The organism is Trinickia soli (assembly GCF_002879855.1).
In the GTDB taxonomy this organism is placed as follows: domain Bacteria; phylum Pseudomonadota; class Gammaproteobacteria; order Burkholderiales; family Burkholderiaceae; genus Trinickia; species Trinickia soli.
The window spans coordinates 61,830-80,952 of record NZ_PNYB01000004.1 but is presented as its reverse complement, the minus strand read 5'-3'; the positions used below and the strand labels follow the sequence as shown (position 1 = coordinate 80,952).

16 protein-coding genes are annotated in these 19,123 nt (G+C 65.3%); 3 read left to right on the top strand and 13 right to left on the bottom strand.

Going from position 1 to position 19,123, the window contains the following annotated elements; all coding sequences use genetic code 11:
* Positions 1-131 precede the first annotated feature (131 nt).
* From C0Z19_RS06225 to C0Z19_RS06215, 3 genes are read left to right on the top strand one after another with little or no spacing between them, the layout of a single operon-like run.
* Entirely contained in the window at positions 132-1,400 is a 1,269-nt protein-coding gene (locus tag C0Z19_RS06225) for an efflux RND transporter periplasmic adaptor subunit (RefSeq protein WP_102608932.1), read from the top strand.
* Between the two features lie 18 nt (positions 1,401-1,418).
* Complete coding sequence (locus C0Z19_RS06220) at positions 1,419-4,625, top strand: efflux RND transporter permease subunit (RefSeq protein ID WP_102608931.1); 3,207 nt, start codon at positions 1,419-1,421, stop codon at positions 4,623-4,625.
* A gap of 7 nt (positions 4,626-4,632) precedes the next feature.
* Positions 4,633-6,147, top strand: a complete 1,515-nt coding sequence (locus C0Z19_RS06215; protein WP_102609127.1) for an efflux transporter outer membrane subunit — start codon at positions 4,633-4,635, stop codon at positions 6,145-6,147.
* Positions 6,148-6,222: 75 nt separating this feature from the next.
* Here the strand turns inward: C0Z19_RS06215 and C0Z19_RS06210 are convergent, their stop codons facing one another.
* The 13 genes from C0Z19_RS06210 to C0Z19_RS06150 form a co-directional block, all read right to left on the bottom strand.
* Positions 6,223-7,284, bottom strand: a complete 1,062-nt coding sequence (locus C0Z19_RS06210) for a TadG family pilus assembly protein (protein ID WP_102608930.1) — start codon at positions 7,282-7,284, stop codon at positions 6,223-6,225.
* Entirely contained in the window at positions 7,277-7,705 is a 429-nt protein-coding gene (locus tag C0Z19_RS06205) for a TadE/TadG family type IV pilus assembly protein (RefSeq protein WP_102608929.1), read from the bottom strand. Before C0Z19_RS06205 ends, C0Z19_RS06210 begins: the two co-directional genes overlap by 8 nt.
* Positions 7,702-8,577, bottom strand: coding sequence for a tetratricopeptide repeat protein (locus tag C0Z19_RS06200; RefSeq protein ID WP_102609126.1), 876 nt, complete (start codon positions 8,575-8,577; stop codon positions 7,702-7,704). Before C0Z19_RS06200 ends, C0Z19_RS06205 begins: the two co-directional genes overlap by 4 nt.
* A 39-nt stretch (positions 8,578-8,616) precedes the next feature.
* A complete protein-coding gene (locus tag C0Z19_RS06195) occupies positions 8,617-9,546 on the bottom strand; it encodes a type II secretion system F family protein (protein WP_425330303.1) in 930 nt (309 codons plus the stop codon).
* Positions 9,543-10,529 (bottom strand): type II secretion system F family protein, encoded by a 987-nt coding sequence (locus C0Z19_RS06190; RefSeq protein WP_102608927.1) that lies wholly within the window; start codon positions 10,527-10,529, stop codon positions 9,543-9,545. The genes C0Z19_RS06195 and C0Z19_RS06190 overlap by 4 nt, the downstream gene beginning before the upstream one ends.
* On the bottom strand, positions 10,526-12,061 hold the full coding sequence (locus C0Z19_RS06185; RefSeq protein WP_102608926.1) for a TadA family conjugal transfer-associated ATPase: 1,536 nt from the start codon (positions 12,059-12,061) through the stop codon (positions 10,526-10,528). The genes C0Z19_RS06190 and C0Z19_RS06185 overlap by 4 nt, the downstream gene beginning before the upstream one ends.
* Positions 12,058-13,287: a CpaE/TadZ family protein gene (locus C0Z19_RS06180; protein WP_102608925.1), complete on the bottom strand. Its 1,230-nt coding sequence runs from the start codon at positions 13,285-13,287 to the stop codon at positions 12,058-12,060. Before C0Z19_RS06180 ends, C0Z19_RS06185 begins: the two co-directional genes overlap by 4 nt.
* Positions 13,288-13,305: 18 nt before the next feature.
* Positions 13,306-13,710 (bottom strand): CpaD family pilus assembly lipoprotein, encoded by a 405-nt coding sequence (locus tag C0Z19_RS06175; protein WP_146012009.1) that lies wholly within the window; start codon positions 13,708-13,710, stop codon positions 13,306-13,308.
* Between the two features lie 19 nt (positions 13,711-13,729).
* Positions 13,730-15,151, bottom strand: a complete 1,422-nt coding sequence (locus C0Z19_RS06170) for a type II and III secretion system protein family protein (protein WP_175084083.1) — start codon at positions 15,149-15,151, stop codon at positions 13,730-13,732.
* Positions 15,152-15,160: 9 nt separating this feature from the next.
* A complete protein-coding gene (gene cpaB / locus C0Z19_RS06165; protein WP_102608924.1) occupies positions 15,161-16,210 on the bottom strand; it encodes a Flp pilus assembly protein CpaB in 1,050 nt (349 codons plus the stop codon).
* 15 nt (positions 16,211-16,225) lie between these two features.
* Positions 16,226-16,759: an A24 family peptidase gene (locus C0Z19_RS06160; RefSeq protein ID WP_102608923.1), complete on the bottom strand. Its 534-nt coding sequence runs from the start codon at positions 16,757-16,759 to the stop codon at positions 16,226-16,228.
* A 79-nt stretch (positions 16,760-16,838) separates the two neighbouring features.
* Entirely contained in the window at positions 16,839-17,030 is a 192-nt protein-coding gene (locus C0Z19_RS06155) for a Flp family type IVb pilin (protein WP_102608922.1), read from the bottom strand.
* Between the two features lie 442 nt (positions 17,031-17,472).
* Positions 17,473-18,846: a nucleobase:cation symporter-2 family protein gene (locus C0Z19_RS06150; protein ID WP_102608921.1), complete on the bottom strand. Its 1,374-nt coding sequence runs from the start codon at positions 18,844-18,846 to the stop codon at positions 17,473-17,475.
* Positions 18,847-19,123: the final 277 nt, after the last annotated feature.

Sequence of the window (19,123 nt, the reverse complement as noted above, 5' to 3'; positions counted from 1 at the left end):
CCCGAGTCGGCGCCCATCGGCCTACATCAAGCGTCAAGTGTTTCGCGACGAACGTCGCGCCGCGCGCCTCGCGGGGGAAGAGGCGCGGCAGGATCATTTCGTTCCCAGTCAAATAGACCAGAGGTTGCTCCATGCGTGTCCAACCGGTTCCATTTCGCTTAATCTGCGTCGCGACGGCGGCTGTGGCGCTTGCAGCGTGCGGACAGAAGCCTTCGGCACCGCCGCAACAAACGCCTGAAGTGGGCGTCGTGACCGTGCAGCCGAGTGCCGTGCCGGTCGTCACCGAACTGCCGGGCCGTACCAGCGCGTTCCTCGTCGCCCAGGTGCGCGCACGCGTGGACGGCATCGTGCAGCGCCGCGAGTTCACCGAAGGCAGTGAAGTGAAGGCGGGCCAGCGGCTCTACAAGATCGATCCCGCGCCTTACCAGGCGGCGCTGAACAGCGCAAAGGCGACACTGGCGAAGGCGCAGGCCAATCTCGCCACGACCACCGCGCAGGCCAACCGCTATAAGGTGCTCGTGGCCGCCAATGCCGTCAGCAAGCAGGATTACGACAACGCCGTGGCCGCGCAAGGGCAGGCCGAAGCCGATGTCGCCGCGGGCAAGGCCGCCGTGGAAACGGCACAGATCAATCTCGGCTACACCGATGTCGTCGCGCCGATCTCGGGGCGCACGGGCCTGTCCCAGGTGACGCCGGGCGCCTATGTGCAGGCCAGCCAGGCGACGCTGATGGACACGATCCAGCAGCTCGACCCGGTCTACGTCGATTTGACGCAATCGAGCCTCGATGGACTGAAGCTGCGTCGTGACATGCAGGAAGGCCGGTTGAAGACGACGGGCCCGGGCGCCGCGACGGTCACGTTGATCCTCGAAGACGGCCGCCCCTACCCGCTGCCGGGCAAGCTGCAGTTTTCCGATGTGACCGTTGACCAGTCGACGGGCTCGGTCACGATCCGTGCGTTGTTCCCGAACCCGAACCGCGTGCTGCTGCCTGGCATGTTCGTGCGCGCGCGTATCGAGGAAGGCGTGAACGAACGCGCGATGCTGGTGCCGCAAATTGGCGTGACGCACGATCAGAAGGGCGCCGCGATCGCGCTCGTCGTCGGCGCCGGCGACAAGGTCGAGTCGCGCACGCTCGTCACCTCGGGCATGAAAGGCCCCGATTGGATTGTCGATAGCGGCTTGCAAAGCGGCGATCGCGTGATCGTGCAAGGCACGGAAAAAGTCCATCCCGGCATGCAGGTCAAGCCCGTACCGGCGCAACTGCCGCCGGTGGCGCTCGGTGCCTCGGCCGCCTCGGCCGCTCCGGCGGTTTCGGCCTCGGCCCCGGCTTCGCGCGGCAGCGCAGCGGCGCCGGCCACGAGCTCCGCTGCGCCGGCGTCAGGCGCCGCGGCAGGTTGATCACGGAGAGCCCGCTACATGGCCAAATTCTTTATCGATCGGCCGATCTTCGCCTGGGTGATTGCCATCATCCTGATGCTGGCGGGGATCGCGTCGATCTTCAATCTCCCGATCGCGCAGTACCCCACGATCGCGCCGCCGTCGATCCAGATTTCGGCGAACTACCCCGGCGCATCTGCGAAGACGGTCGAAAATACGGTCACGCAGGTCATCGAGCAGCAGATGAGTGGCCTGGACCACCTGCTGTATTTGTCGTCGACGAGCGATGACTCGGGTACGGCCACGATCACGTTGACGTTCGCGGCCGGCACGAATCCCGATATCGCGCAGGTGCAGGTGCAGAACAAGCTGTCGCTCGCGACGCCGCTGCTGCCGACGGTCGTGCAGCAACTCGGCACGAAGGTGACGAAGTCGAGCAGCAGCTTCCTGCTCGTGCTTGCGTTCGTCTCCGAAGACGGCAGTATGAGCAAGTACGACCTCGCGAACTACGTCGCGTCGCACATCCAGGATCCGATCAGCCGCCAGGACGGCGTCGGCACCGTGACGCTGTTCGGCACGCAGTACGCCATGCGGATCTGGCTCGATCCGCACAAGCTGACCAATTACAGCCTGACGCCGGGTGACGTCGTCACGGCGTTGCAGCAGCAGAACGTGCAGATCGCCGGCGGCCAGCTCGGCGGCACGCCGGCCGTTCCAGGCCAGATGCTGCAGGCGACGATCACCGAGCAGACGCTGCTGCGTACGCCGGAGGATTTCGGCAACATCCAGCTGAAGGTGAACGCGGACGGCTCGCAGGTGCGGCTGAAGGACGTCGCGCGCGTCGAGCTCGGCGGCGAAACGTACAACTTCGATACGAAGTACAACGGCCAGCCGACGGCCGGCATGGGCATTCAGCTCGCGACGGGCGCCAATGCGCTGCAAACGGCCAAGGAAGTGCGCGCGAAGATCGCCGAACTGTCGAAGTACTTCCCGCACGGGCTCGTCGTGAAGTACCCGTACGACACGACGCCGTTCGTGCGCCTGTCCATCGAGGAAGTGATCAAGACGCTGCTCGAAGGCATCGTCCTCGTGTTCCTCGTGATGTACCTGTTCCTGCAGAACCTGCGCGCGACGTTGATTCCGACGATCGCCGTGCCCGTCGTGCTGCTCGGTACGTTCGCGATCATGAACGTGGTGGGTTTCTCGATCAACGTGCTGTCGATGTTCGGACTGGTGCTCGCAATCGGCCTGCTCGTGGACGACGCGATCGTCGTGGTCGAGAACGTCGAGCGCGTCATGAGCGAGGAGGGCTTGTCGCCACGTGAGGCGACGCGCAAAGCGATGGGGCAGATCACGGGCGCACTGGTTGGGGTGGCGCTCGTGCTGTCGGCCGTGTTCGTGCCCGTGGCGCTCTCGGGTGGTTCGGTCGGCGCCATTTACCGCCAGTTCTCGCTGACGATCGTCTCGGCGATGGTGCTGTCGGTGCTCGTGGCGCTGATTCTGACGCCGGCGCTGTGCGCGACGATTCTCAAACCGATCCCCGCCGGGCAGCATGCGGCGACGACGGGCTTCTTCGGCTGGTTCAACCGCACCTTCGACAAGAGTCGTGAGAAATATCACCGCGGCGTGCATCACATCATCCGCCGCTCGGGCCGGTGGCTCGTGATCTACCTCGCCGTGATCGTCGCTGTCGGGCTGTTGTTCGTCCGACTGCCCAAGTCGTTCCTGCCCGACGAAGACCAGGGGCTCATGTTCGTCATCGTGCAGACGCCGACGGGCTCGACGCAGGAAACGACGGCGCGCACGCTTGCGAATATCTCCGACTACCTGCTGACGAAGGAGAAGTCGCTCGTCGAATCGGTCTTTACGGTGAACGGCTTCAGTTTCGCGGGCCGCGGGCAGAACTCGGGTCTCGTGTTCGTGCGACTGAAGGATTACGGCTTGCGGCAGGGCTCCGATCAGAAAGTGCAGGCGATCATCCAGCGGATGTTCATGCACTACTCGCGTTACAAGGACGCGATGGTCATCCCGTTCAATCCGCCGTCAATTCCCGAACTGGGCACCGCATCGGGCTTCGACTTCGAGCTGACCGATAACGCGGGCCTCGGCCACGACGCGTTGATGGCCGCGCGCAACCAGTTGCTCGGCATGGCCGCCAAGGATCCGACGCTCGCGCTCGTGCGACCGAACGGGCTCAACGATACGCCGCAGTTCAAGGTCGACATCGATCGCGAAAAGGCGCAGGCGCTCGGCGTGTCGCCGCAAGCGATCGACCAGACGTTCTCCGTGGCGTGGGCATCGCAATACGTGAACAACTTCCTCGATACCGACAACCGGATCAAGAAGGTTTACGTCATGGCCGATGCGCCGTTTCGCATGACGCCCGACGACATGGGGCATTGGTACGTGCGCAACACGTCGGGCACGATGGTGCCGTTCACCTCGTTCGCGACCGGGCATTGGACGTTCGGCTCACCCAAGCTCGAACGTTACAACGGCATTTCGTCGATGGAAATCCAAGGTGCGGCAGCACCCGGTAAGAGTACGGGCCAGGCCATGCAGGCGATGCAGAAGATCGCGGCGAAGTTGCCGGCCGGTATCGGTTATTCGTGGACGGGCTTGTCGTTCCAGGAAATTCAGTCGGGCTCGCAGGCGCCGATTCTGTACGGCCTGTCGATTCTCGTTGTGTTCCTTTGCCTCGCCGCGCTGTACGAGAGCTGGTCGATTCCGTTCTCGGTCATCATGGTCGTGCCGCTCGGCGTCATCGGCGCATTGTTGGCCGCGACGCTGCGCGGGCTCGAGAACGACGTGTTCTTCCAGGTCGGCCTGCTGACGACGGTGGGCTTGTCCGCGAAGAACGCGATTCTGATCGTCGAGTTTGCGCGCGAGCTTCAGCGTAACGAAGGCATGGGGCCTGTCGAGGCGGCGATGGAAGCGGCCCGGTTGCGGTTGCGCCCGATTCTGATGACGTCGCTCGCGTTCATTCTCGGTGTGCTGCCACTCGCGATCAGCAACGGTGCGGGCTCCGCGAGCCAGCATGCGATCGGCACAGGCGTGATCGGCGGCATGTTGACGGCCACGTTCCTCGCGATCTTCTTCATCCCGATGTTCTTCGTCGTGATCCGCGCGAAGTTCGCGGGCGAGGCCGAGGACGCGGACGAAGCGGAACGCCGCGCGCAGGCGCATCATTCGGCGTCGCATCTGCCCGGCGAAGGCGAGAACAAGAACGGCGACGAGGGACACTGAGATGCATATCCGACACCCTTCCTTGATTGCGATCGCGCTCGCATGCGTCGCAACCGGCTGCACGTTCGAGCCGAAATACGAGCGCCCTGCCGCGCCGGTGGCCGCGACGTTTCCGGCTTCCGGCGTCTATGCGACGCAGCCGGCCACGAACGCGGGTGACACCGCAAGCGGGCGCGCGGCCGTCGACATCGGCTGGCGCGAGTTCTTCTCCGATCCGCGCTTGAAGCGGCTCATCGACATCGCACTCGCGAACAACCGCGATTTGCGCGTTGCCGTGTTGAATATCGATGCCGCACGCGCGCAGTACCGCATCACGCGGGCGCAACTGTTCCCGGCCATCAACGCGCAAGCGGCCAAGTCGGTGCAGCGCACGCCGCTGGATTTGTCGCCGAGCGGACAAACGATCTCGGGGGACTACACCGCGGGGCTCAACGCCTCGTGGGAGATCGATTTCTGGGGGCGCGTGCGCAGCCTGAAGGAGCAGGCGCTCGAGCAATACCTTTCGACGGCCCAGGCGCGCAAGGCGGCCGAGATCTCGCTCGTCGCGCAAGTGGCCAATCAGTACCTGCAGATGCTCGCCGTCGACGATCTGCTCAGGATTACCGACGACACGCTCAAGACGGCCGAGTCCTCGTACTCGCTGACCAAGCTGCAGTTCGACAACGGCACGGGGTCGGAACTGGACCTGCGTCAGGCGGAAACGATCGTCGAGCAGGCACGCGCCAATCGTGAAGCGCAGGCACGCGCGCGCGCACAAGCCGAGAATGCGCTCGTCTTGTTGATCGGTGAGCCGCTGCCGCCGGATTTGCCGCCGGGCCATGGGTTGGACGATCAGAAGTTGTTGACCGACATCCCGGCCGGCTTGCCGTCGGAACTGCTGACGCGCAGGCCCGACATCATGCAGGCCGAAGCAACGCTGCGTGCCGCGAATGCGAATATCGGCGCGGCGCGGGCGGCGTTCTTCCCGTCGATCTCGTTGACGAGTTCGTTCGGCACGGCCAGTCCGACGCTTGGCGGACTGTTCAAGCCAGGCTCGGCCGCGTGGGCGTTTGCGCCGCAAATCAAGCTGCCGATCTTCGCGGGCGGGCAAAACCTCGCGAACCTCGATCTGGCCAATGTGCAGAAGCGGATCGAGGTGGCGCGGTACGAGAAGACGATTCAATCGGCGTTTCGCGAGGTGGCCGACGAGCTCGCCGCCCGCAGTACCTATGACGGGCAGATCGGCGCGCTCGAACGCACGACGTTTGCGCAATCGCGCACGCTCGAGTTGTCGCAACTGCGGTACAAGAACGGCGTCGATAGCTACCTGCAGGTGCTGACCGCGCAGACGAATCTTTATACGGTCCAGCAATCGCTCGTCAACGCGCGCGCGGCCCGGCTCGAGAATCTCGTCAATCTGTATGTGGCGCTGGGCGGCGGTTGGATCGCGAATACCGGCGACGCGCCGCGGGCGGCCGACGCGCCTGCGACGGTAGGGGCGGCTTCGGCGCCTGTGGCGGCTTCGGCGAAATCAACGGATTGACGAAGGCGGCACGCGACCCAGGCAGGAACGGACGGCGAGCGCAGGGGCTCGCCGTTTTTTATGGCAGGGCTCCGCTCAAAGCGCCAACCGCGGCGCCACATAGGCGCCATACTGAGGCCCCACGCCCCATGACTGCACGGGAATCCGGTAGCCGCTGACGAAATGCCCTTCGATGTATTTCTGACTGCCGCCGTACGAACCATCGACATGAAACGCCGCGAACGCGACGATCGGCACATAGCTGTGCGTATCGATCTGCGCCGCGACCGGCACGACGATCGTCACGCCGACCGGCACATCGCTGTAGATTGTCGTCTTCACGCCCGGCTCGATCCAGATGCTGTCGCCGATCGATACCGGTGAAGGATTGCCCGATGCGATGAGGCCGCGCACGGTCGGCACATCGTTCGCGTTGGTCAGAAACGTCGTCCACTGCCCGGCCTCGCACGTACCGCCGTAAAGCTGGCCGTTGCCCACCTGGAACTCGTACGGTTGTCCCGTCGTCGGGTCAATCATCGGCTCATTCGTTGTCGCATCCCAATACTGACTCAAGACGCACTGATCGACGACCATCGGAAACAACCCTCCCGCGCCGACCGTAGACGGCGCGGCGGCGACGGCAACGGCCGTGGCGCTCGTCGGCGTGCTCAGCAGATCGAGAAACCCGCCGAGCAGCAACGATACGGCGCCCCCGTTCTCGCTCGCGCTGCGCGTCACGGTGACCTGCACGGCGGGCACATCGTAGGGGCCGGGCGGAATTGTCTGCGCCTCGAGTGTCGACGGCGCACCCGTCAAATTCCAGAATCCCGTTTGCACGCTCGCGGCGCTGAGCTTTGCGCCGTCCGATGTGTTCAGCGAAACGGCCGCATTCGTCGCACTGGCCGCGTCAGGCCAGTCGGGGCCGTTGCTGCCCGAGAGCAGCTTCGATGCGCCGGCGAGCGCCGCGGCATCGGCCGCATTTTGCAACTCGTTGCGCACCGTCGCGACACGCGGCAGGTCGATGGCGAACGCGCCGAACGTCAACAAGACCGGCACCGTCAACACGAACCAAAGCTGGACCGAGCCGCGCTGTCGACGCAGCGACGCATCGCCACGATCGCGGCCGCGCGACGGACGGCGCCACGCTCGCTTATTCATAGTTCATGACCGTCGTCGCGCTGACGGTAACCGGCCCCGTCAAGGAACTGAGCGCCGAGCCCAGCACGAGTCCTTCGTAGGTATAGCTGACCGTCACGCTGAGCGGGCTGCCCGGCGAGGTGCCGGCCGATTGATCCACGTTGACGGTAGGCGTCGTCGCCGTGCCGCCCGTGACGAGATTGCTTTGCGCGTACGAGAGCGCGACGCCGGCCACATCGCTGGCGCCCATCTGCGGCACGCGCACCACGACGCCTGCACGCGCGGCTTCGCGGCTCGCATTCGTGATCACCGCCTTGTCGCACAGGAGCAAGCTGGTATCGACGATGCCGAACAGCACCGTCATCAGGAACGGAAACACGAGCACGAACTCGAGCGCCGCGACTCCGCGCTCGTTCGCGGCGAAGCGCGCCAGTCGATTCACTCGATAGTCTCCGTCGTCACGGCTTGCGTAGCGGGAACCGCCTTAACCCGCGCGGCCTCGCCTGTGCCTGCCTGCACGGACCAGCGCTCGCGAAGCGTGCGGTAGAACTGCAGGTTGTCCTCGGCCGACGCTGCAGGCATGTCGGCCGTGAGGATGCGTTTGGCTGCTTCCGCGTTGCCTAACACGCCGTATGCGAGCGCGAGGTTCTCACGCGCTTGCGCGGGCGCATCGGGCAGCGCCGCGATATCGAGCAGCACGTTCGCACCTTCTCGTGCGCGCCGAGCGAGAATCAGCGAAAGCCCCAGGTTGGCCCGCAACCCTTGCGCTTCAGGATGTCGTGCCAACGCCGCGCGGTAGATCGCCTGCGCTTGGCCGTGATGGCCTTGCAGGTCGAGCGCGGCGCCCAATCCTTCGGACGCGACAGCGTTGTCGGGGTACTTCGCGACGAGCGCACGATAGCGCGCGACGGCTTCGTCCAGGCGCCGTTCGCGCAGCGCGACGCGTGCCAGGCCGAGTTGGGCGCGCGGATCGTCAGGCGCGTTGGCGGCTGCCTGCCGATAGAGCACGCCCGCCCGCGCGAGGTCGCCCGTTTGATAAATCGCGTCGGCAAGGCCGAGCTGCGCCGGCAGCGAGCGCGGGTCGGCCTTGAGCGTGCGCTCGAACAGCGACAGCGCGAGCTGCACGTCGCCGCTTTCAAGCGCGCTCTCGGCGATGCGCAGGTCGGTGCTCTTGTCTGCGCCGCGCTCGGCCACGACGGGCCGTGTTTCTACGCGCGGACCGCTCGCGCAGCCGGTCAGCAGGCCAAGCGAAAGCGAAGCAAGCGCCAACGCGGTGGCCAGCTGGCGCCGCGTTGGCAGTGGGATCGAACGCATGAAACCTCCCATGGTCATGTCCGTGGATTGACCACGACTTCAATGATGAAACACCGCGATGAGGCGGATAACGGCGGGGCCGGCCGCGATCAACGCGACGGTCGGCATGATGAAAAGCATCATCGGCAGCGTCATCTTCGGCGCGAGCTTCGCGGCTTTTTCTTCGAGCGCGATGATCTGCATCGAGCGCTCCGTGCGCGAGAGCATGCGCAGCGAATGCGTGATCGGGGTGCCGTATTGTTGCGATTGAACGAGTGTCGTCACGAGCGCGCGCATCGAGGTCAGGCCGATGCGCGCGGCCATCGCGTTCAAGGCACCGGCACTGTCGCCGCCGATTTGCAGTTCGTCGGCCGTGACGGAAAACTCGTCGGCGAGCGCGGGGCAGATCGTGCGCAACTCGGCCGCCACACGCTTGATGGCGACGACGAGGCTGTTGCCGGCGTTCGTGCAGATGACGAGCAGGTCGAGCGCATCGGGCAACGCTAGCGAGATTGCGCGTTGACGCCGTTTGATGGCGAAACCGAGCGCAATTTCCGGCAGCATCATGCCGACGACGAACGCGCCGGCCATGGCAAGCGCACGCATGACGAAGTAGCCGCCGATGCGCGGAATATGCGGCACCACGACGATTGCGCTGAGCGCGAAGCAGGCACCGCAGACGATTTTGAGGCCCGCGAGGATGGACACGGCGCGCTTCTCGCGAAAGCCGGCATTCGCGAGCCGCGAGGCGAGTTTGCCGCGTTCGGCCGCGTCGATGATCGGCATGCGCTCGCCGATCGTCGCCACTTTATGCGCGAGTTGCTTGGGCACGTTATGCCCTTGATTCGGCGCGCTTGTTTGCGCGATCGCGTGCCGGACCCGCTGCGCAATGCGCGAGCGCGCGCTGGCGCCGCGCAGGATCAGCCAGAGCGTCACCGCCGCGAGCAGTGCGACGAGAACGAGATTGAACCAAACGTCGGACATATTCATCGCGAGGTATCCAGATTGGCGATCTTGCGGATCAACGAAAGCCCGATCACGAGCAACACGGCCGCGAGCACGAGCATCTTGTGGCCGGCGCGCGTGTTGAACAGCAGCGACACATACGGGCGATTGACGACATAGAGAAAGCCCATGATAAAAAACGGCACACCCGAAATGATCTTGCTGGCGATGCGCCCCTCGGCCGTGAGCGCCTTCGTTTTCGCGCGAATGTCGCGCCGCGTGCGCACGATCGCGGCCAGATTCTCGAGCGTTTCCGCGAGATTGCCGCCTGTCTCGCGTTGCAGGACGAGGCAGACGGCGAAGAACGAGAAGTCGGCGAGCTGCAGGCGCTCGGCGGCTTGTTCGAGCACGTCCTTCACTTCGGCGCCGACGAGCAGCGCATCGCCCATCGTGCGAAACGTCGAACGCACGGGCTCCTCGCTTTCGACGCCGGCCGTGCAGATCGCCTGGACTGCGGGAATACCGGCCCGCACTGCGCGGATGATCAGATCGAGCGTGTCGGGAAACACGGCGAGAAAGCGCTGCTTGAAGCGGGCGATGATGAACAGATAGGCAGCGCGCATGGCGATCAGCGCGTCGACGACGGCGCCGAGCGCGCGCGTCCAAAACGGCAGCCCGGCCAGCGTCGCGGCGACAAACGAAGCGAGGCCGACGACGACGGCCGCCGCGACGATCTTGCGCACGCCGGCCCGCCCCGCAATCGCTTCGATGCGTTGCTGCTTCGCATGCAGCCACGCCTGCCAGGCCGGCTCATCGTCGTGGCGGCGATCGAGGCTCACGAGCTGATGGGCCGGCTTGTCGCCGCGCGTCTGCCGGTTCGATGCCAACGGATCGCGCAGGGCGGCGACACGCGACGCGATGCGTTGCGTGGGTTGCCGCCGCGCCATCTCGCGCAACGAGCGCACCATCAGCCCCGCGACGACGATCGCAAAGAACGCGGCGGCTGCGACGACGTCGGCGGGCGTCATGATTGCATCGCTCCAATCAGTTGCTCTTCGAGCCCGTAGTAGGCCGCGCGCTGTGCGAAGGCCGGGCGCAGCGACGACGACTCGAATACGCCGCGAACCTGGTCTTCGTGGCTGCTGGCGTTGAATCGAAACGCGAACAGGTCCTGCGTGATGACGACATCGCCCTCCATACCGGAGATTTCCGTGACGCGCGTGACGCGGCGCATGCCGTCGCGCATGCGCTCGACCTGCAAGATCATGTGAACGGCGCTGGCGATCTGGCGGCGAATCGACACAAGCGGGAGATTGCCGTTGGCCATCATCACCATGCTTTCCAGCCGGGTAATCGCATCGCGCGGCGTGTTCGCGTGGACGGTCGTCATCGAGCCGTCATGGCCCGTGTTCATCGCTTGCAGCACATCGAACGCTTCGGTTCCCCGCGTTTCGCCGAGGATGATGCGATCGGGCCGCATCCGCAGCGCATTGCGCACGAGATCGCGTTGCGAAATGCCGCCGAGCCCCTCGCTGTTCTCGGGCCGCGTCTCGAGACTGACGACGTGCGGCTGCTGCAGCTGCAGCTCGGCCGCATCTTCGATCGTGACAATGCGCTCGGTCGGATCGATGAAGTTGGACATCGCGTTGAGCAGCGTCGTCTTGCCCGAGCCGGTGCCGCCCGAGATGACGATGTTCAGGCGGCAGGCGCTCGCGATGCGCAGCACCTCGACCATCGCCGGCGAGATGTTGCCTTGTTGCGCCATGCGCGCGAGCGTGATGTTGCGCTTGGAGAATTTGCGAATCGAGATCGACGCGCCGCGCAACGCGATCGGCGGCAGCACGACGTTGACGCGGCTGCCGTCGGCCAGCCGTGCATCGACGAGCGGGCTGCTTTCGTCGACACGACGGCCGACCGCGGCGGCGATTCGCTGCGCGACGTTGATCACATGCGCGTTGTCGCGGAACTTCAACGGCGTCAGTTCGAGGCGGCCGGCACGCTCGACATAGACCTGGTCCGGCCCGTTCACGAGAATGTCGGTGACTTTCTCGTCGGCGAGCAGCGGCTCGATCGGACCGACGCCGAACATGTCGTTGAGCATCTCGTCGACGATCAGCGCCTGCTCCGCGAGCGTGATCGTCAAGCGCTCGCGCGTGATCGCCTCGGCGGCGATTTGCTCGATGCCTTCACGTACCTGCGCACGCGACATCATCAATGCCGCCGACATGTTCATCGACGAAAACACGGCCGAGCGGATCGTTTTGAATGTATCGGAGCGGATCAGCGCTTCATGTCGATCGACGGGTACCGTCGAGGACGATGCATGAGCGCGCGGCTCGGGCTCATGTGTCGGGGCAACGTCCGCGGCTGGTGGCGAGCCGGCTCCGGCTCCGGCCCGGGCCGAGGCTGCGGCTGCCTCACCCGCGACGGCGTGCGGGCTGTCCGCCGCGGCATCGCCGCGGGGCTGCGTGCGCGCACGCCTGTCGACGTGCTCGGCCTCGGTCACCGCGCTCACCTGCGGCGCGAAGGACGGTGCGTTGCTGCGGCGCCCGAACATCATGCGGTGCTCCGTTTCGGCAGCAGACGCGCGTACCAACGTGAACGGGCGGCGGCAACAGGCGGTGCATCCGATCCGGTGATCGCGTCGGCGAGCCCGACGACGGCGCGTGCGAATGCCGAGTGTTTGCTCTCGGCGATCGCCTCGCCCAGATTCTCGGCGACAGCCAGCGTTTGCGGTTCGTATGGGAATTCGAGCACCGACGCGCGCCCGAGCGCATTCACGAAGTCGGCTTGCGCCACGCGTCCACGCACGGGGTGATGCGCATTGTTGAGCAGCACCGAGACGGCGGCATCGGCGGGGCGGCCCTCGGCGAAACGACACAGCCGCGCGGTCTCGCGCGCCCCATGCACCGATCGATCCGAGACGACGTGAATGGTTTCGCACGCATCGAGCGTTTCGTCGACGAAACTTCCTGCCCGCTGCGGCAAGTCGAGCACGACATAGTGGAAGTGCCGCTTGAGCGCCGCCACCAGTTCGCCGACGGTGCCGGGGCGCAACGCGAGCGGTTGATCGTAGGGCAGTTCGGCGGTGAGCACGAACAACCGGTCGCTTTGTGCGACGGCGGTTTGATGGATGAGTTGATGATCGAGGCGCTGGGTGTTTTGCAGCAACTCCGCAAGGCCGTTGTTCGAGACGACGCCGAGCATCGACGAGGCCGCACCGCCGTGCCAATCGAGATCGACATAGGCGATGCGCCGGCGCGTCTTGTCGGCGAGATGTCGTGCGAGCGCCGTGGCGATCGTCGTCACGCCCACGCCGCCGCGCGCGCCGATGAAGCCGATCGCCTTGCCGGCGCGCACCGAAGCGCTTGGATCGCTGGCCGTCAGTGCGCGCTGGACGAGTTCGACCGTGAGCGGCTTGACGAGGTAGTCCTGCACGCCCATGCGCAGCAACGAGCGAAACAAGCCCACGTCGTTGCGATCGCCGACCACGACGACGCTGACCGACGGATCGACGACTTCCGCGAGGCGCATCAGATCGGAGACGGGCATCGATGAAGACGAGACATCGACAAGCAAATGCCGCGGCGAATGCCCGAGACCGCGCATCAGCTCGATCGCGTCGTCGATCTGGCCGCGCGTTACGTAGCCGTTCGAGATGCCTTGATCGAGCATCAGGTTCTTGACGACTTCCTCGCTGCTCGCGTCCATGACGACGGCGATGATGCGGTCGGTCGCGAGCGGCTGCGCGCGGCGGTTGGAGGAACGCAACTCGAATGCACCCATGGTGTCGGTCCTCAATGCTCAGTGCGAAACCGACGTCGTAGTCGACGTCGATCGAAGCGGTTGCGTGCGTCCTTCTTCATAGGCACGCACGGCGCTCGCGCCGAGCGCCGCGTCGGCGCCGGCATAGGGGAGCGGCGCGACGAGGTCGGCGGGACGCACGAGCATGGCCGCGAGGTTCGAGTAGGTGGCGCAGCCGAATGCGACGCCCGGGCGGCCCCGGCCTGCATCGACCATATGCGACGGTTGGTTCAGTTGATCGCACGATGGCGGCACGGCGCGACCGCCGTTTTCGGAACTGAAGCCGATCACGGAGTCGCCCGGCATGCCGAGCGGCGGGTGCTCGGACATGCAACCGGTCAGCGCCGACGCCATGGCGAGCATCGCGAACCAGGAGATAGTCAGGACTACGAATCGATTGCGCATGGCGCTTCCTTTCTCTGGCTCAATAGACGAAACCGGCCGCGCCGACCAGCCGCGGCCCGCTCCCGGCGAGCGGATCGAGACCGAGCGCACGCTGCAGCGCATATTCGACGTCGCTGCTCGGGCGCGTGACGCTGTCGAGCGCATCATGCGTTTGCCCGGGGCCGACCGGTTGCACGATATAGGGCGTTACGATCACGACGACTTCCGATTTGTCGTTCAGGTAGTTCTTCGATGAAAACAGCTTGCCTAGCACGGGCAGGCGGCCGAGGCCCGGCAATTGCGAGAGCACGTCGCTGCTTTTGCTTTGCAAGAGGCCGCCGATCGCAAAGCTTTGTCCGCTCGCGAGTTCGACCGTCGTTTCCACGCGCCGAACCGTCAATGCCGGCACTTTGATCGAGCCCGTCGTGACGCTGTTGGTCGGATCGATTTCGCTGACCTCCGGCCGCACTTTGAGGCTGATGCGATTGTTCGCGAGCACAGTCGGTGTGAAGTCGAGCGAGACGCCGTACGGTTTGAATTCGATCGTGATCGCGCCGGTCGTATCTTGCGCAACGGGGATCGGAAACTCGCCGCCCGCAAGGAAGCTCGCCGTCTGGCCGGACATGGCCGTCAGATTCGGCTCGGCGAGCATCGTGATCAAGCCTTCCTGGTCGAGTGCGTCGAGCACGCCGTCGATCGAATAGCGCGACGTATGAAAGCCGCCCAGCACCGAAAACGCGCCTGTCGGCGAGAGGTTGAACAGGTTGGCCGTCGTATCGACGATCGCGCGGCCGTTGAACAAGCCGCCGACGAAGTTGCCGTTCGCACCGAGTGCGCTCCAGTTGATCCCCAGCTGTTGCGTGATGTTGCGATCGACCTCGGTGATGCGCACGCGCAGGTGGACCTGGATCGGCTGCGCCAACGTCAGTCGATTGACGAGCGCCTCCTGGTCATGCAGATAGGGTTTCAACGTTTGCGCGACCGCGTCGGCGTCCGCTGCGCTTGGCACATGTCCGCTCACCATGAGCGAGCCTGGGGCGCTCGTGACCGTCAACCGCCATTGCGGGAAGCGCGCATCGAGCAACCGTTGGATCGATGCGGTATCCATCGCGACGTTGATCGTCTTGCGCAGGATGGGGCGATTGTTGGCGCCCAGTGCGAACAGCGTGGTCGTACCGGCCTTCTTGCCGAGCACGAACACCGTTTGCGGTGTCGGGACGTGAACGTCGGCGACATCGGGATCGGCGACGAACACGGCGACGGCCGCTTGCGGCAATTGCACCATTTCACCGCCGCCGGCAGGCACCGACAACACGGAGTCGCTATCGGCGGCGTGAGCCGGCTGCGCGATCAGGTAGAAGCAGGCGGCGACATAGATCAGGCCCGCGAAGATCGCGAACAAGCGCGAGCGAGGGTGGGGGTGCGCGCGTCGCGGAAAGGTACGAATCGAGCGAAGCATCATTTAGGAATCCTAAGCAGCAGGATGAGCGCCGGCCGCGGCGGTCGGCGACGCGCCGGGCGTCGATCCAGGCGCCGTGGGCGGCGTGGCGGGCGGCGTGCCGGAGGGCAGCGGCGGGAGCAGGCCGGCGCTCGCGTTCGGCAGCCCTGAAGCATTGGCGCCGAGAGAATCGGTCTGCTTCGAACCGCGATAAATGACGACGGGCCGTGCGGCGGCTGCCAATCGCGGCGCAGCGGCATGCGTGGCGCTCTGCGGGGCAGGCGTCATCGCACGCAAGCCGCGCGACACATCGCGCGCCCACATGGGCGGCGTTTGGGGTTCGATCACGTCCTCGGCTTGCGAGGCTTGCCGATCGCGCGTTGCAAAGCTGCGCAACGCGAGGGAAAGCGAGCCCAGATGAGCGGCCACCGTCACGACTTCGGCACTGCGCGGCGTCACTTCGAACGTGACTGTGCGGGCGCGGGCGTTGGCGGTGCTCGGCTTGGTGTCGTCGTCCTTGGGCCGCTTGAATGCGGTGCCGACCGCCAGCACGCGCACGCGCTCGGCGATCGTTTCGGTCTCGACCGTTCGATCCGCGGTACCGGACGCATTGGGCGTCGTCGCAATCTGCTGGGTGAGCAAGACGTCGACATAGTCGCCCGGTTCGATGAGGCCGGCATTGCCCGAGACATCGTCGATGGCGACCGAGATCGCGCGCATGCCGGGCTTGAGCGCGGCGGCGAGAAATCCGGGCGCACTCGGCGAAATGACGTCGGATGCGCCGAGCGGGGCGCCGGCATGGACGGCATGACGAAGCAGGTCGCCCTTGAGGTCGGTCGTATCCGGCGCGCCTTCGACGAGCGCGCCGGTCGGTGCGTCGCCGCGCGGCATGCTCTTCCACATCAGATCGCTGTCGCGCAGCAGCAGGCCATCGGGCAGATCGGCCGCGGCGGCCCGAATGCGCACCATGGGCGGCGGTTTGACGGGGCCGGGACGAGAGGCAGCGACATAGAGCGCGCGCAGGACGAAGGCGCCGATAGCGGCGACGACGATCAAGCCCGCGAGTTTGAGAAAGTTTTGCATGGCAACGCCGGTCCGTTATGTAAGCCGTGCGTGAGACAGGAGCGGCCAGGCTGCGTGCTGCAGCCGCAGGGCATGGGGGGCGACGCGCGGCAGCCAGACGGCGGCGATGCCGCCTGCCGCGAGCGCGACGCCGTACGGCACGCCGCGCGCGGGCGAGAGCCAACCTTGGTCGGATACCGCGGCCCGTGCGCGCTCCACGAGTCGCCACGCGAACTGCGCGACGGCCAGCATCAGGCCGATGAACGAAACGATGAAAAAGACCGTTGTCGCGTGCGGGAGATCGGTCCACAGGAACACGGCGGCAAACAGCTTGGCGTCGCCGCCGGCCAGCCATCCGAAGCGAAACATCAGGGCCGCGAGCACGAGTGCCGCCGCGCCCGTCGCCAGATGCGTCTCGATCTCCACACGGCTGGCGCCGCCCGACCACGCATGCGCGAAGTAAAGGGCCGCAAAGCCGGCCACCATCGCATTTGGCAGGCGCCGCTGGCGCAGATCCGAGAGCGCCAGCATCGCAAGCAGTGCGCTGGCCAACGCGTTGATCAGAAACATGGTGTGCCTATCGATCGACGTGAGCCGGCGCCGGTAACCGCGAGCCGTTCGGCGTGATGGCCGAACGGGCTCATTGTCATCAATGCCCGTTGGTTTGGACGCTCGTGACGTGCGTGATCATGTTTTGGAACAGAGCGGGTAGACCGTCGGTGCCACCGAAGATCGCACCGGCCGCGGCAACGGCCACGACGACGATGCCGGCCAAAACCGAGTATTCAAGTGCGCTGACGCCGCGCTCGTCGCGCGAAAGGAACCGTAGGAAACGCAGCATATTTAGGACTCCTTAGTAATGGACGAAACGGGCCTGGGGACCACATTCGCAACAGGGGACGGAAGACGTTGGCTTCCAACTTTGTTTACGGCAATCGTTTGCGCGACTTTAGGAAGGTTCGTAGTTTTGCCGTACCTCGACGCGATCTGATATTTGTATGAATAAATGTCGCGGGACGGTCGACGGCCCGTAGAGGCCCGTGGGGCGCGGATCAGAGCAGAGTCGAGCCGGTCACGCGCCTATTCATATGACTTTAGCGCGTTGGTGTAAACGATAGGTCAGTTGTCCTAACTATCGTCGCTTTGTGGATCGATGGGGCGAAGCGGAGGATGCAGAAGCGGAGGCGGTCGAAGCGCGGACTATGGCTGAAGAACCAGAGGGCGGCGTGCGCCGAGCTTGCAACAACCGGCGCACATATCTTTCAATAGCCTTGCCAATTCTTTCAATGCATATCGACGGCGCGCCGTGTCAACGGCGCCGGTTCCGTGACGTCGGCCTCGGTCGTTTCGGCGGTGCGCGACACGCCGTTGAAGATGACATTGAGGACGACGGCGGACGCCGACGCCAGCAGGATGCCGCTGTGAAGCAGCGGCGAAAGCGCGTGCGGCAGTTGGGCGAAGAACTTCGGCGAGACGACGGGCACAAGGCCGAGCCCCACGCTGACCGCGACGATGAACAGATTGTGCGGATTCGTCGTGAAGTCCACGCGCGACAGCGATTTGATGCCGCTCGCCGCGACCATGCCGAACATCACAATGCCGGCGCCGCCGAGCACGAACGGCGGGACCGAAGCGACGACCTGCGCCATCTTCGGAAACAGCCCGAGCGTGACGAGGATCAGGCCGCCCGTCGCGCAGACGAAGCGACTCTTGACGCCGGTCACGCCGATCAGCCCGACGTTCTGCGAAAACGACGTATGTGGAAACGAGTTGAAGATGCCGCCGATCAGCGTGCCGAGCCCATCGACGCGCAAGCCGCGCACGAGCGTGGCTCGATCGACGGGGCGGCCGACCATGTCGCCAACGGCGAGGAACATCCCCGTCGATTCGATGAAAGTGACGAACATGACGGTGACCATCGTTGCGATGGCGAGCGGGTCGAAGTGGGGCAGGCCGAAACGAAACGGCGCGACGATGCCGACCCACGGCGCGTGACGTACGCCGTCGAACGACACATGCCCCGTGACGGCGGCGATGACGAACCCGACGACGATCCCCACCAGCACCGAAATATTGGCGAGAAAGCCGCGGCAAAACCTGTTGATGAGCAGGATCAGTGCAAGCACGAACATCGACAAGCCGAGGTAGAGCGGCGCGCCGTAGTCGGGATTGCCGACGCCGCCCGCAGCCCAATTGATGCCGACTTCCATCAGCGACAGCCCGATGACCGAAATAACGGTGCCGACCACGACAGGCGGGAAGAAGCGCAACAACCGGCCGATCGCGGGCGCGAGGACGATGCCGATCGCGCCTGCCGCAATCGTCGAGCCGAAGATGTCGAGCAGACCCAATTGGGGGTTCGTCCCGATTGCAACCATGGGCCCGACGGCTGCGAACGTGCAGCCCATGATGACGGGCAGCCGGATGCCGAAGATCCACAATCCGAGCGTTTGAATCAGCGTCGCGATGCCGCACGAGAAGAGGTCGGCGCTGATGAGGAAGGCGACCTGGTCTTTGGGCAGCCCGAGTGCGCCGCCGACGATGAGCGGCACGGCCACCGCGCCGGCGTACATGACCAGGACGTGCTGTATGCCGAGCGTAAGCAGCCGACCAAGCGGCAGCTGCTCGTCGCACGGGTGAACCGTGTTCGAACGCATGTGTCTCGCTCCATTCTGTCTTTTATATAGGGGTGGCTCCACGGTAGGCGCCAGCTTGATGGCGCACAAGACGCTGTGGCCTATTCCGTCCTTTACGACTCCGATATGGACGCGCGCGCGAAGGCGGCGTGGCTGCACCGACCGCACCGCCGGTGGGTGTGTGGCAGACATCTCCCGGGTGGAAGCGGGAGCGCGTTCGGTTAGCCGTTATGATGCGTATCTCGCCGGGCGTATGTGGCCCGGGTTGCCCGCGTTGCCCGTGATGCCCGCGAACTTC

What these genes read in the sequence shown, in the direction of transcription:
- C0Z19_RS06225 (WP_102608932.1), top strand. Translation starts at nt 132, where the DNA reads ATGCGTGTCCAACCGGTTCCATTTCGCTTAATCTGCGTCGCGACGGCG.
- C0Z19_RS06220 (WP_102608931.1), top strand. Translation starts at nt 1,419, where the DNA reads ATGGCCAAATTCTTTATCGATCGGCCGATCTTCGCCTGGGTGATTGCC.
- C0Z19_RS06210 (WP_102608930.1), bottom strand. Translation starts at nt 7,284, where the DNA reads ATGAATAAGCGAGCGTGGCGCCGTCCGTCGCGCGGCCGCGATCGTGGC.
- C0Z19_RS06200 (WP_102609126.1), bottom strand. Translation starts at nt 8,577, where the DNA reads ATGCGTTCGATCCCACTGCCAACGCGGCGCCAGCTGGCCACCGCGTTG.
- C0Z19_RS06195 (WP_425330303.1), bottom strand. Translation starts at nt 9,546, where the DNA reads ATGAATATGTCCGACGTTTGGTTCAATCTCGTTCTCGTCGCACTGCTC.
- C0Z19_RS06190 (WP_102608927.1), bottom strand. Translation starts at nt 10,529, where the DNA reads ATGACGCCCGCCGACGTCGTCGCAGCCGCCGCGTTCTTTGCGATCGTC.
- C0Z19_RS06185 (WP_102608926.1), bottom strand. Translation starts at nt 12,061, where the DNA reads ATGATGTTCGGGCGCCGCAGCAACGCACCGTCCTTCGCGCCGCAGGTG.
- C0Z19_RS06180 (WP_102608925.1), bottom strand. Translation starts at nt 13,287, where the DNA reads ATGGGTGCATTCGAGTTGCGTTCCTCCAACCGCCGCGCGCAGCCGCTC.
- C0Z19_RS06175 (WP_146012009.1), bottom strand. Translation starts at nt 13,710, where the DNA reads ATGCGCAATCGATTCGTAGTCCTGACTATCTCCTGGTTCGCGATGCTC.
- C0Z19_RS06170 (WP_175084083.1), bottom strand. Translation starts at nt 15,151, where the DNA reads ATGATGCTTCGCTCGATTCGTACCTTTCCGCGACGCGCGCACCCCCAC.
- cpaB (WP_102608924.1), bottom strand. Translation starts at nt 16,210, where the DNA reads ATGCAAAACTTTCTCAAACTCGCGGGCTTGATCGTCGTCGCCGCTATC.
- C0Z19_RS06160 (WP_102608923.1), bottom strand. Translation starts at nt 16,759, where the DNA reads ATGTTTCTGATCAACGCGTTGGCCAGCGCACTGCTTGCGATGCTGGCG.
- C0Z19_RS06155 (WP_102608922.1), bottom strand. Translation starts at nt 17,030, where the DNA reads ATGCTGCGTTTCCTACGGTTCCTTTCGCGCGACGAGCGCGGCGTCAGC.
- C0Z19_RS06150 (WP_102608921.1), bottom strand. Translation starts at nt 18,846, where the DNA reads ATGCGTTCGAACACGGTTCACCCGTGCGACGAGCAGCTGCCGCTTGGT.